This is a genomic window from Pseudomonas fluorescens (genome assembly GCF_000730425.1).
In the GTDB taxonomy this organism is placed as follows: domain Bacteria; phylum Pseudomonadota; class Gammaproteobacteria; order Pseudomonadales; family Pseudomonadaceae; genus Aquipseudomonas; species Aquipseudomonas fluorescens_X.
Genome location: NZ_CP008896.1, coordinates 2,659,373 through 2,672,445, shown reverse-complemented (window position 1 = coordinate 2,672,445; position 13,073 = coordinate 2,659,373). Strand labels below are relative to the sequence as shown.

11 protein-coding genes are annotated in these 13,073 nt (G+C 62.0%); 5 read left to right on the top strand and 6 right to left on the bottom strand.

Annotation, left to right across the window (positions count from 1 at the left end):
- Positions 1 to 62 precede the first annotated feature (62 nt).
- From HZ99_RS11735 to HZ99_RS11720, 4 genes are all read right to left on the bottom strand, one after another.
- Positions 63 to 545, bottom strand: coding sequence for a GNAT family N-acetyltransferase (locus tag HZ99_RS11735; RefSeq protein WP_038443237.1), 483 nt, complete (start codon positions 543 to 545; stop codon positions 63 to 65).
- Between the two features lie 3 nt (positions 546 to 548).
- Positions 549 to 1,451, bottom strand: coding sequence for a chemotaxis protein CheV (locus HZ99_RS11730; RefSeq protein ID WP_038443234.1), 903 nt, complete (start codon positions 1,449 to 1,451; stop codon positions 549 to 551).
- A 136-nt stretch (positions 1,452 to 1,587) separates the two neighbouring features.
- Positions 1,588 to 2,562 (bottom strand): 2-hydroxyacid dehydrogenase, encoded by a 975-nt coding sequence (locus HZ99_RS11725; RefSeq protein ID WP_038443231.1) that lies wholly within the window; start codon positions 2,560 to 2,562, stop codon positions 1,588 to 1,590.
- Positions 2,563 to 2,647: 85 nt separating this feature from the next.
- Positions 2,648 to 3,616, bottom strand: coding sequence for a LysR family transcriptional regulator (locus HZ99_RS11720; protein ID WP_038443228.1), 969 nt, complete (start codon positions 3,614 to 3,616; stop codon positions 2,648 to 2,650).
- A gap of 181 nt (positions 3,617 to 3,797) precedes the next feature.
- Between HZ99_RS11720 and HZ99_RS11715 the strand changes: the two genes are divergently transcribed.
- From HZ99_RS11715 to HZ99_RS11700, 4 genes are read left to right on the top strand one after another with little or no spacing between them, the layout of a single operon-like run.
- A complete protein-coding gene (locus tag HZ99_RS11715; protein ID WP_038443226.1) occupies positions 3,798 to 5,309 on the top strand; it encodes an efflux transporter outer membrane subunit in 1,512 nt (503 codons plus the stop codon).
- 11 nt (positions 5,310 to 5,320) lie between these two features.
- Entirely contained in the window at positions 5,321 to 7,504 is a 2,184-nt protein-coding gene (locus HZ99_RS11710) for an FUSC family protein (RefSeq protein WP_038443224.1), read from the top strand.
- Positions 7,494 to 7,694, top strand: a complete 201-nt coding sequence (locus HZ99_RS11705; protein ID WP_029297878.1) for a DUF1656 domain-containing protein — start codon at positions 7,494 to 7,496, stop codon at positions 7,692 to 7,694. Before HZ99_RS11710 ends, HZ99_RS11705 begins: the two co-directional genes overlap by 11 nt.
- A gap of 10 nt (positions 7,695 to 7,704) precedes the next feature.
- Positions 7,705 to 8,565: an HlyD family secretion protein gene (locus HZ99_RS11700; protein ID WP_038443220.1), complete on the top strand. Its 861-nt coding sequence runs from the start codon at positions 7,705 to 7,707 to the stop codon at positions 8,563 to 8,565.
- Positions 8,566 to 8,668: 103 nt separating this feature from the next.
- On the opposite strand, the gene HZ99_RS11695 is transcribed toward HZ99_RS11700, so the two are convergent.
- Together HZ99_RS11695 and HZ99_RS11690 are read right to left on the bottom strand one after the other, a co-directional pair.
- A complete protein-coding gene (locus tag HZ99_RS11695) occupies positions 8,669 to 9,481 on the bottom strand; it encodes an SDR family oxidoreductase (RefSeq protein WP_038443218.1) in 813 nt (270 codons plus the stop codon).
- A gap of 20 nt (positions 9,482 to 9,501) precedes the next feature.
- On the bottom strand, positions 9,502 to 9,966 hold the full coding sequence (locus tag HZ99_RS11690) for a hypothetical protein (protein WP_038443216.1): 465 nt from the start codon (positions 9,964 to 9,966) through the stop codon (positions 9,502 to 9,504).
- Positions 9,967 to 10,168: 202 nt separating this feature from the next.
- Here HZ99_RS11690 and HZ99_RS11685 point away from each other — a divergent pair, with 202 nt between their 5' ends.
- A complete protein-coding gene (locus tag HZ99_RS11685; RefSeq protein WP_144243176.1) occupies positions 10,169 to 12,949 on the top strand; it encodes a dermonecrotic toxin domain-containing protein in 2,781 nt (926 codons plus the stop codon).
- Positions 12,950 to 13,073 lie beyond the last annotated feature (124 nt).

Here is a 13,073-nt window from a genome sequence, read left to right as displayed (position 1 = left end):
ACGGGTTTTTACCTCTATCCGCCGTTCGCAGACTCTGGAAGCAAGTTATGCGCCAGTGCCCGTCAGTCGTCGCGTACCACGTCGCGCAGCACAAAGACCATGCCCGCGCTTTCATAAAGCTGGCGTGCGCGCAGATTGCTCTCCAGCACCTTGAGGTCCACATAGGGTTCGCCGCGCTGCTTGAACACCTGGAAGCTGTGCAGCAACAGGGCGCGCCCCAGGCCCTGGCCCTGGGCGCAGGGGTGCACCGAGAGGTTCTTGATAAAGGCGCTGGTCCAGCATTGGGCCACGCCGAGAATGCCATCGGCGTTACTGGCCACCAGGCACAGCGTGGGGTCGAATTCGGCGTCGGTAATGAATTGCTGCTGCCAGTTGTCCAGGTTGGCGATGTGGCCATCGCCCTGTGCCTGGGTCATGCGCAATACCGCATGGATCGCCGGGCCCAGCTCTTGGCGATAGTGATCCAGGCGGGTGCCGGCAGGCCACTGCGGCGCGGGCAGGCTGGTGGTGAGGTCGCGGCGTAGCAGTTGGTAATACGCGGTCACTATTTACAAACCTTTTTGCGCCACGCTCTGGGCCGCGACCACCAGGCATTTGGTCAGCTCCGGTGACGAGAATTTGGTCAATACCGAGTCGGCACCGGCCAGGCGCGCTTTCTCGCTGTTCATCGCGCTGTCCAAGGAGGTGTGCAACAGCACGTAGAGGTCCTGGAAGTCTGGGGTTTCGCGCAAGGTACGGGTGAGGGCATAACCGTCCATTTCCGACATTTCGATGTCAGACACCACCACATTGATCTGCCCGCCGGTGCCTTGCAGCTCCAGCAGCACGTCGATGGCTTCCTTGGCACTGCGGGCGGTGTGGCAGGTCAGGCCGAGGTTGCGCAGGGTGTGCACCGATTGCTGCAGGGCCACTTGGCTGTCGTCCACCACCAGGATGCGCGCATGGCCGAGCACTTCGGCTTCTTCCATGGTCAGGTCCGTGGGCGCTACTTCGATCTGCGCGGGGGCGATGGCGTGGATGACTTTTTCGATGTCCAGCACCTGCACCAGTACACCGTCCACCTGGGTCACGCCGGTAATAAACGAACGATTGCCACCGGAACCAAAGGGCGGCGGGCGGATGTCAGTGCTCAGGCAGTGCACGATCCGGCTTACCGCCTGCACATGCAGGCCCTGCTTGGACCGGCTGACATCGGTGACGATCAGGCAACCGCCGTCAGGGTCTTGCAGGGGCATTTCGCCCAGCGCGCGGCTGAGGTCGATCACCGAGAGGGCCGCGCCACGCAGGGTGGCAATGCCTTTGACGTGGGGGTGGGACTCCGGCAGCTTGGTCAGCGGCGGGCAGGGAATGATCTCGCTGACTTTCAGCAGGTTGATGGCCATCAGCTTGCCGCTGCGCAAGGTAAAGAGCAGAAGCGAGAGAGAGTCTGCGCGGGCTTTGGTGGTGGACATAAAAACCTTCTGTGGATCGGCGATAACAATCTATAGCGGGTTATCGACGTTCACGCCAAAAACTGTAGGAGCCGGCTTGCCGGCGATGGCTATTTCGTGGACGCCATCGCCAGCAAGCCGGTTCCTACACTAAAGATCAGCCTTTCCACACTTGTGGGTTCACCAGGTCTTGTGGGCGTTGCCCCAACAGGGCGCTGCGCAGGTTGTCCAGGGCACGGTTGGCCATGGCCTCGCGGGTTTCATGGGTGGCCGAGCCGATATGCGGCAAGGTCACGGCATTGCTCAGCTGGAACAGCGGCGACTCGGCCAGGGGCTCGCGTTCATACACATCCAGCCCGGCGCCGCGAATACCCTGGGTTTGCAGGGCCTGGATCAGTGCGGGCTCGTCCACCACCGGGCCACGGGAGATGTTCACCAGGATCGCGCTGGATTTCATCAGGCCCAGTTCGCGATGGCTGATCAGATGCTTGGTCTTTTCACTCAACGGCACCACCAGGCACACGAAATCCGCCTCGGCCAGCAATTGGTCCAGGCTGCGCAACTGTGCGCCCAGTTCCTGCTCCAGTGCGGTCTTGCGGCTGTTGCCGCTGTACAGGATCGGCATGTTGAAGCCCAGGCGCCCACGGCGGGCGATGGCCGCGCCGATATTGCCCAGGCCGACGATGCCCAGGGTCTTGCCGTGTACATCGCAACCAAACAACGGCGCGCCGACACTGGCTTTCCACTGCCCGGCCTTGGTCCAGGCGTCCAGCTCGGCCACGCGGCGGGCGCTGCTCATCAGCAGGGCGAAGGCCAGGTCGGCGGTGCTTTCGGTCAGCACATCGGGGGTGTTGGTGAGCATGATCCCCCGTTCGTTGAAGTAGTCCACATCGTAGTTGTCGTAACCCACCGACACACTGGACACCACCGCAAGCTTGCTCGCGCCTTCGAGCTGCGCGCGGCCCAGCTTGCGGCCCACCCCGATCAAACCGTGGGCGTGGGGCAGGGCTTCATTGAACTGCGCGTTGATATCGCCCTGCTTGGGGCTGGGGACGATGACGTCGAAGTCCTGTTGCAGGCGTTCGATCATCTCGGGGGTGATGCGGCTGAAGGCGAGGACGGTCTTTTTCATCGCAAGTGAGGCTCATCGACAGGGAAGAATGCCAAGCAAGCTAACATTCCACGCTGCGAATGTCAGGGCAAGCCGGCGCCTGCAGTTACGTGGTCAGGCGCACCGCCCCCAAACTGCCACTCAACTCATACGCCGCCAATTCCGCCTGGTGCGCCGCGAGAATCTCGGGCAGCGAGCCACGCAGGTATTCGACCCAGGTCTTGATCTTCGCATCCAGGTACTGGCGCGATGGGTAGATGGCGTACAGGTTCAGCTCCTGGGAGCGATACGTCGGCATCATCCGCACCAGGGTGCCGTTACGCAGGCCTTCGATGGCCGCATACACCGGCAGCAGGCCGACGCCCATGCCGCTGATGATCGCGGTCTTCATTGCGTCAGCCGAGTTCACCAGGAAGGGCGAGCTGTTGATGCTCACGCTTTCCTGGCCATCCGGGCCATTGAACACCCATTTGTCCAGCAGGATCACCGGGCTGACCAGGCGCAGGCAGGCATGGTTGAGCAAGTCACTGGGCCGCTGCGCACACCCGTTGGCTTTGACGTAGGCCGGCGAGGCACAGACGATGCTGTAGGTGATCCCCAGGCGCTGGGAGACAAAGCCCGAGTCCGGTAGCTCGCTGGCGAGCACGATGGACACGTCGTAGCCCTCGTCCAGCAGGTCCGGTACGCGGTTGGCCAGGGTCAGGTCGAAGGTCACGTCGGGGTGGGTACGGCGGTAGCGGGCAATCGCGTCGATCACGAAATGCTGGCCGATACCGGTCATGGTGTGCACTTTGAGCTGCCCGGCGGGCCGTGCGTGGGCGTCGCTGGCCTCGGCCTCGGCTTCCTCGACATAGGCCAGGATCTGCTCGCAGCGCAATAAATAACGCTTGCCGGCCTCGGTCAGGGCGATGCGGCGGGTGGTGCGGTTGAGCAAGCGGGTTTGCAGATGGGCCTCCAGATTGGAGACCGCGCGCGAGACATTGGCTGTGGTGGTGTCCAGTTGCACCGCGGCGGCGGTGAAGCTGCCGGCTTCGGCGACACAACTGAAGGCGCGCATGTTTTGCAAAGTGTCCATGGGGTGCTCTCAAGGGAGATGGCAAATTGTGACACGAAGTTACGGGGGCGAGTGACCCCGACCAATGGATTATCGCCTGAACGGTAACAAAGATTCACAGGAATCCCACCTTATCGCCATTCCTCGCGCCCCCTAGAATTGCCGCACCGTCCCCGCCACACCACCTCAGGAATTCGCAGCAGTGCCGCGTCGCATCAGCAGAGAGCTGAAGACTCTCAGTGTTTGGGCTTTATCGTTAGCAATCAGCGGCTGCATCGGAACCGGAGGAATTGCCCCCCAAGGCAAGCGCCTCGCCGCCAATACCCTGGCCACCGACGACGCGATCCAGAGCGCCGCCCGGGATGCCCACTGGCCGACCCTCCAGTGGTGGCAGGCCTATGGCGACCCGCAACTCAATCGTTGGATCAACCTCGCCGTGCACGGCAGCCCAAGCCTGGCTGAAGCCGCCGCCCGGGTGCGTGAAGCGCGGGCCATGGCCGGGCTGGCCGAGTCCGCCGAGGCCGTGCAGATCCACGGCGAGGCCGCCCTCAAGCGCCACAACTGGCCCAGCGACCCCTTCTACGGCCCCGGCAAACTGGACAACGCCAGCACCTGGGACAACAACGCCGCCCTGGGCCTGAGCTACGCCCTCGACCTGTGGGGGCGCGAGCGCAACGCCAGCGAGCGCGCCGTCGACCTGGCGCACATGAGTGTCGCCCAAGCGCGCCAGGCCCAGCTCGAACTGCAGAACAACGTGGTGCGCGCCTATATCCAACTGTCGCTGCATTACGCCCAGCGCGATATCCTCACCGCCACCCTGGCCCAGCAACAGCAGATCCTCGACCTGGCGCAAAAGCGCCTGGACGGTGGCATCGGCACGCACTTTGAAGTCAGCCAGGCCCAGACTCCGTTGCCGGAGACCCACCGGCAATTGGACGCTCTCGATGAAGACATCGCCCTGACTCGTAACCAACTGGCGGCCTTGGCCGGCAGGGGCCCGGGGGAAGGCGCGAAACTGCAGCGGCCGACCCTGGCTTTGGGCGCGCCCCTGAAACTGCCGTCGGCACTGCCTGCCGAGCTGCTTGGCCAGCGCCCCGACGTGGTCGCCAGCCGCTGGCAAGTGGCGGCCCAGGCCCGGGGGATCGACGTGGCACACGCGGGTTTCTACCCCAATGTCGACCTGGTGGGCAGCCTTGGCTACGTTGCCACCGGCGGCGGCATGCTGGAGTTTCTCACCGGCAAGAAGCTCAACTACAGCGTCGGCCCGGCGATCACCCTGCCGATCTTCGACGGTGGCCGCCTGCGTGCGCAGTTGGGCGAGGCCAGCGCCGGCTACGACATGGCCGTGGCCCGCTACAACCAGACCCTGGTCAATGCGCTCAAGGGCATCAGCGACCAACTGATCCACCGTGAATCCATGGCCAAGCAGCAGACCTTCGCCGCCGAATCGGTGGCCTCGGCGCGCAAAACCTATGACATCGCGATGATCGCCTACCAGCGTGGCCTGACCGATTACCTCAATGTGCTCAATGCCCAGACCTTGCTGTTTCGCCAGCAACAGGTCGAACAGCAGGTCCAGGCCGCGCGCCTGAGTGCCCATGCCGAACTGGTCACCGCCCTGGGCGGTGGCCTTGGCGCAGGCAGCGATGTGCCGGCAGCGGGCACCACCCTCGCGAGCAAGACCCCGGCGGCCCTGGCCGTGTTCGATCACTGATCAGGTTTCCCATGACTCCCTTGCCTGCACCGCTGCGTTGGCTGCATTCCCTGGAATGGCGCCGTGGCTTTTTCGACTGGGCGCGCAGTGATGGCGTGACCTGGGTGTATATCTTCAAAGTCCTGATCGCCGCGTTCCTTACCCTGTGGCTGGCCATGCGCCTGGAACTGGCGCAACCGCGCACGGCGATGATCACCGTGTTTATCGTGATGCAGCCGCAAAGCGGCCAGGTGTTTGCCAAGAGCTTCTACCGCTTCCTCGGCACCCTGGCGGGGTCGGCGGTGATGGTGTTGCTGATCGCCCTGTTTGCGCAAAACACCGAGTTGTTCCTGGGCGCGCTGGCGATCTGGGTGGGCGTGTGCACGGCTGGCGCCACGCGCAACCGCAACTTCCGTGCCTACGGTTTTGTGCTGGCGGGCTATACGGCCGCGATGGTGGGCCTGCCGGCGCTGGCCCATCCGGACGGTGCCTTTATGGCGGCGGTATGGCGGGTGCTGGAAATCTCCCTGGGGATTGTGTGCGCGACCCTGGTCAGTACCGCGATCCTGCCGCAAACCAGCAGCGCAGCCATGCGCAACGCGTTGTACCAGCGCTTCGGCACCTTCGCCCTGTTCGTGACCGACGGCCTGCGTGGCCGTAGCCAGCGTGAAGGTTTTGAAAGCAACAACGTGCGGTTTATCGCCGAAGCCGTGGGCCTGGAAGGCCTGCGCAGCGTCACCGTGTTTGAAGACCCGCATATGCGTCGGCGCAATGGCCGGCTCAGCCGTCTGAACAGCGAATTCATGGGCATCACCACGCGCTTCAATGCCCTGCACCAGTTGCTTGAACGCCTGCGCAGCGATGCTGCCGACCCTGTGGTGGCCGCAATCACGCCTGGCCTGCAGGACTTGGCCGAACGGCTTGATGGCTTCAGCGGGCGCGCCCTGACCATCCCGGATGCCGCGCGCCTGGTGAGCCAACTGAGTGCCTACAAGGACAGCTTGCCCGCCAAGGTGCGCAGCCTGCGGGCGCGGTTCCAGGAGAGCAACCCGAGCGATGCCGAGCAGTTGGATTTCCATACCGCTTATGAGCTGCTGTACCGCTTTGTCGATGACCTGCACAACTATGCGCAGACCCACGCCTCCCTGGCCGAGCACAGCCACGAACGCGAGCATTGGGACGAACCCTACACCCCGAAAACCAACTGGCTGGCCTGCGCCGCCTCGGGGATTCGCGCGTCATTCATTCTGGTGGTGCTGGGCAGTTACTGGGTGGCCACCGCCTGGCCCAGCGGCGCCACCATGACCCTGATCGCGGCGGCGACCGTGGGCCTGTCGGCCGCCACGCCGAACCCCAAGCGCATGGCCTTCCAGATGGCCTGCGGGACCTTGATCGGCGCCCTGGTGGGGTTCGTCGAGATGTTCTTCGTCTTCCCCTGGATCGACGGCTTTCCCTTGCTCTGTGTGATGCTCGCGCCGGTGATCGTGCTCGGCGCGTTTCTCTCGTCGCGCCCGCACTACGCCGGGGTCGGCCTGGGCCTGCTGATTTTCTTCAGCACCGGTTCCGTGCCGGATAGCCTGACGGTCTACAACCCCTACACCTTTATCAACGACTACATCGCCATGATCATCGGCATGCTGGTGTGTGCCGCAGCGGGGGCGATCATCCTGCCGCCCAACAGTCCCTGGCTGTGGCGCCGCCTGGAGCGCGACCTGCGCGAGCAAGTGGTGTATGCGATCAGCGGCAAGCTCAAGGGCCTGGCCTCGGGTTTCGAAAGCCGCACCCGTGACCTGCTGCACCAGGCCTATGGCCTGGCCGCCGGCCAGCCGCAGGTGCAACGCAACCTGTTGCGCTGGATGTTCGTGGTGCTGGAAGTCGGCCACGCCGTTATCGAGTTGCGCAAGGAGCAGGCAATCCTGCCGGTGCACCCGGCGTATGCCGAGTCCCAGCCGTGGCGCCAGGCGATCCGGGTGATGGGGCGTTCGCTGGTGCGGCTGTTCCTGCAACCAGGCCAGAGCAACCTGGAGCGCGCCTTGATTGCGGTGGATCACGCCATCAGCCGTGTACAGGCCACCGACGAACCCTTCGCCCCGCACTTCGATACTTCGGCCCTGCGCCGGGTGAAAAGCTACCTGCACTTTATCCGCACGTCCCTGTTGGACCCGCAATCGCCCCTGGCTGCGCTCAAGCCTGAAGGAACCGTTCATGCCCCGTGAAATCGCTTTCCACGGCATCTACATGCCGACCATGACCCTGATGTTTTTCATCGCGGCAGGGCTGGCCTGGGCCCTGGATCGCTTCCTTGCCGGCTTTGACCTGTACCGTTTTTTCTGGCACCCGGCGCTGTTGCGCCTGAGCCTGTTCACCTGTCTTTTCGGCGCCATGGCGCTGACCGTCTACCGTTGAGAATGCCCCGATGAAAAAGTTTTTCAGCCTGCTCGCAACCCTGCTGGTGTTGGCCCTGGCGATCTGGATAGGTCGTACGTTGTGGGTGCACTACATGCAGACCCCGTGGACCCGCGATGGCCGGGTGCGTGCCGATATCATCAACGTCGCCGCAGACGTGACCGGCGAAGTGGTCGACGTGCCGGTACGCGACAACCAGTTGGTGAAAAAGGGCGACCTGCTGATGCAGATCGACCCCGAGCACTACCGCATCGCAGTCAAGCAGGCGCAATCACTGGTGGCTTCACGCAAGGCCACCTGGGAGATGCGCAAGGTCAACGCCCATCGCCGCGCCGACCTCGATGCCCTGGTGATCTCCAAGGAAAACCGCGACGACGCCAGCAACATTGCCGACTCGGCCCTGGCCGACTACCAGCACGCCCTGGCGCAGCTGGAAGCTGCCGAGCTCAATCTCAAGCGCACCCAGGTTGTAGCGGCGGTTGATGGCTACGTCACCAACCTCAACGTGCACCGTGGCGATTACGCGCGCATCGGCGAAGCCAAGATGGCGGTAGTCGATAAGAACTCGTTCTGGGTCTACGGCTTCTTCGAAGAAACCAAGCTGCCCCGCGTCAGGGTCGGGGACAAGGCCGATATGCAACTGATGAGCGGCGAGACCCTCAAGGGCCACGTAGAAAGCATCTCCCGCGGTATTTACGACCGCGACAACCCCGAGAGCCGCGAACTGATCGCCGACGTGAACCCGACGTTCAACTGGGTGCGCCTGGCCCAGCGGGTGCCGGTGCGTATTCATATCGATGAAGTGCCAGAGGGGGTGTTGTTGGCGGCGGGGATTACCTGCACGGTGATCGTGAACCCGATACAAGGCTAAACAGAGGGCATCGGGCACCACGGGGTACCAGGTGCCCGGCGTGAGCGTTGACGATTTTCGCCGGCAAGCCGGCTCCTACAGGTGCTGCGGTCTTTGAATAGACCTACAACTGGCCATCCAAGCCAAACCGCTTCTTCAACACCTTCTCCAGCAACCCCTTGGGCAGCAGCGCCGCCATCAACGGCAACGCCCGGCTGCCGTTGCCCGAGCGCAGCAGGCGTGGCGGCTCGCTCTGTTGCACGGCCTTGAGTACATCCGCCGCAAAGCGGCTGGCCGGGGTCGGCTTGTCTTGTGAGGCTTGGGAGCGGGCGCGGATGCTTTCGCGCAGTGGCCACCACGGTGATTGTTCATTGATCAGCAATTCGGCCTGGGTGCCGGCATTCTTGGCAAAGGCAGTGTTGATCGCCCCCGGCTGCACTTCCATGACCCGCACGCCAAACGGTGCCAGTTCCATGCGCAATGCGTCGCTCAGTGCATGCACGGCGGCCTTGGAGGCGCAGTAGGCGCCGGCAAACGGTGTGACCAGCACCCCGGAAACACTGCCGATGTTCACCACCAGCCCCTGGCGCTTGCGCAGGGCGGGGAATAGTGCCTGGGTCACGCCGACGAGGGAGAACACATTGGTCTGGAACTGGTGCTGCATTGCCTCGGTACCGCCATCGAGCAGCGGGCCCATGGCGCCGTAGCCGGCGTTGTTGATCAATACATCCAGCTCGCCCACCTGTCCGGCCAATTGCGCCAGGGCCGCGCCATCGTTGACGTCCAGCTGTACAGCCTGGAAACCGGCAGTTGCCAGGGCGGTGACGTCTTCGGGGCGGCGGGCGCTGGCCCACACGTCGTAGCCTGCAACCTTGAAGGCATCGGCCAGGGCACGGCCAATGCCGCTGGAGCAACCGGTGATAAGTACGTTGGGCATGGATCAATCCTTTGTGGTTGTTAGTCGCTGAAGCTGCCTTGCAGGCGTTCGGCACGAAACTCCAGGGTTTGCGGGCGATAGCCGGGGCGCAGGGGAGGCACGGGTAGACAATCTTCCCAAGTGGCGCCGGCCTGCAACTCGCCGGGACCGCGATAGCGGGGCGCAGCATAGACGTTGTCGGCCAGGTTCACTGTGTCGCCCGGCGCGTAGGCGGCGACGCGCCAGCGCAGCTCGGTCAGGGGCACGTCGTTGCCGTTGTTGAGCTTGAGCTGCAAGGGGCGGTCGGCGGGGCACTGATCGGGAGCATAGTGGATGCGCAGTTCCAGGCGCGCCAGTTGCTGGGCCTCGCGGTTATCCAGCCAGACCACCCATACCGCCACCAGCCCCAGGCCGATGGCGGCCGCCAGGGAAACCGGCAATGCCTTGGCCGGGTAGCGCAGCAGCAGGATAAGCCAGGTGATGATCAGTAGAACGCCGAAGAACATGAAGGCAGCCTCGCGGATGGATGAACCATCGTACCGTTGACAGGGTGCAACTGCCTATCGGGTTGCGAGCATGGTCCTGGGACATCTTCCCTTACTGTTTCACTGGAATTGATGGAATCGCTCGCATCACATACCGATATACAGCCACAGACTGACAACAGTTGCTCTGCGGATTCCTTCGTGTCTGTCGGGGACAAAAACCATGAACCTATCGATACAGCGTCATTCTTTTCCAGCCTATGAATACGTTGAGACTAGCCAGCAAAGCCGCGCAAGAGCGTCCACACCCGGTACGCAATCAACCACCGGTGCAGGCCCCCGTGACCTGGACAACCGTAACTCGCTGACACTGACCCTGGCGGGCCTGGAGGAAGGCATTACGACGGGGCGTATAGCCAATGAGCGTATTTTCCCAGCCCTGCAAACCGCAAAGGTACAACTGGCACCCGGTGCGCAGCACTCCGGCCCGATACTGGAAGTCAGCCTAGTGCAATACATCACAGCCAATGGCTGGAGTATTCCGCAAAACCGAGAAGAGCTCATCCAACTCAGGCAGACCCTCTCTTCCCTGGAACCGACCAGCACTTCAAATGCTTACGCCGTCATTACCGAGCGAATAGCCAAGGCCAATGCCGAGAAAACCAAATTCAAAAAGATCGCATTGGACACGGCTGCGGCCTTTCCAGATGTGCGCGCACAAGCCAAAAAACGTGCCGAAGAAATCGTCCTCAAATTGACCGGCACCTCTGTGGACGCCGACAAGACTTATCTGAATCGTTTTAACGCAGCCCAACCGGCGGCAACCGCGACCGGCTGGGAGCACATGAGTGAGGAACCCACTTCTTCAATCAGTTTGACCGATGCGGTATTGAAGAACTTTTCCGAGAACGATTGGACGCCCGGCAATCTGGACTCGCAAGCGGGGTTGTATAAAGACGGGCCCGGAAAAAGCAAAGAAGCGGGCTACGGCGCACATAACCAGATTCCCCTGGCCCCCTCCGATTTTATGAAGGCCCTTTGGCAATCCGACTTCCAGGCGAGCGTGTCGCAAAGCATCGACAACTTCTGGAAAGACCACGGCGATGACTATCGGACTGTCCAGAAAGGCACCTTTATCTACAGGGCAGGCGAGCAACTCAAGTCCCAGGAGGCCAAGCTACCTGCCGAGCGCGTGTTGCAGCCTCCCGAGCATCAGTTTTCCAGGAGCGACTACAAACGACTGATGAAGGCGGTTTGCGGTGAGGAGGTGTCTGAAGTCCAGCCCCTGACCGTCGAAAAACTGCAGGCAAAATCCCCGGTCACCGGCGATGTCCAGGCCCATGCATTCGATATCAATGGTTTCCAGTCAAATGACATTGTGCGTTTTACCCTGCCCGGCGAGGGGCCGGCGAAATATGTCAACGGCCGTCTGGACGGTGGGCAGATTCTCTATATTCCTGACGCTCAGCCAGCCTTTCTGAAATTTGCTTCGCTGGAAAAAATGGATCAATGGGTCAGTGACCAAGCCAAGACGCCTCAGTCGCTCAAAGCGCTGGAGTCGCACTTCTCGCTGGCAGATCGGCAGGACAGGGAGTCCCCGGGGCTTGGGCAGACATTCTTGAATGCCGTCGTGCCGCTGACGCTCCTGATCCCTGAGGCACGCCCCAAAGAAGGCGTCGACACGTCGTTTGAATACCTCGGTACGGGCTACGCCAGCCATCAGGAGGGAGAAGTCATTGACCGCAGTAATGTCGCGATCAAGGGCGATGTGTTCAGCCACATGGCTGCTCTAAGCCAGCAGCGCATGAAAAGTGACGCAGACACTGCGATCAAATCCAACAGCGAAGTCACCCGTGATATCTGGCTCAACGACCTCTCGGTCGGCGCAGGACTGCTGGTCAAACTGGCCCCGCTGGGCGTTCCGGTCGCTGCTGCCGCAGCTGTTACAAGCCTTGCGGAACTGGCACTGGGCGCAGAAAAAGAAGCCTCGGGCGACACCCAGGCTGAACGCCATGACGGGGCGTCGAAGACATTCGACGGGATGCTCAACGTGCTGTTCTCTTCGGTCGGTGTCAGCTCAAAAGCCGAAGACCCCTTTACGCTGCCCGAAGAGCAGACGCCAGCCCTTGAAACACCCCTCGAACCGGCGCCCGAACCTGAACGGGGTGTTGAAGACCTTGGTCTGGAGGTGCCCAATCGTCTGCAACCATCACAAGCGGGCAACATCAGTGCCTACGCCGTTGCGGAGGGTGACGAATTGCTCGCCAAGAGTACGGTCAATGCCAAAGGGATTTATCAATACAAGGACGAAGTGGGAAACGATCGCTGGTTTATTCGTTACACCGATCAGTCGGGTAGCGCCAAGACGTATGAGATCAAAGGTGATTTCAAACTCAGCGACAACTATGTCCAGATTATTGATCCCCAGAGCGGCAAACCCGTACTGACGGTCGAAGCGGGTGCTGACAACGAATGGCGCTCAAGCAGGATGCTGGGAGGCAACAAAAAGGGTAAGGGCGTGGCCGCGGGTCGGGAGCGGCCTGCCGGGCCAGGCCTGGCTGAATCGAGCTCGGTAATGAATCAGCCATTGGTCAATCATCAGGATTGGCAAACGCTGGTGGACTCGGGCACCTACAACGGCAAGCCCATTTACATTCACTACACCAGCAAGGAAGGCGCCGAGGCGATCGCTCGGGAGCGAAGCATTAATGACCTGGCGCGTGGTGAGCGGCGTGCAGGTTCAAAGGGCGGCGTTTACGTTAACCCCCCCGGCCAGCAATTCAATAGTGAAAACGTTGAGAACCTGTTGTTTTTAGGGAATGAGCGCTATGTGGGCAGTGGCGACTACATGGTGATATTCAGCTCGGACCAGGCTCCGACGGATTTAGGCCCAGTGACTGCTGGCAGCCCGTTTGTCGAACTGAAAATGCCCAAAGAAATCAGGCTGACACCGTCGAACTTTCTGTATCTGGGGCCCAACAGTTTCAAGGATTATTTCGAATGAGGGGAGCAACGCTGAAGAAGTGATCGCCCCATTCTGCGCTGTGGGGCATCCAGAAAAAGCCCCCACCCAACCCACTGCGGATAGGGGACGCAATGGGCTGGGCGAGGGCTTTTTGTTCTGCGGG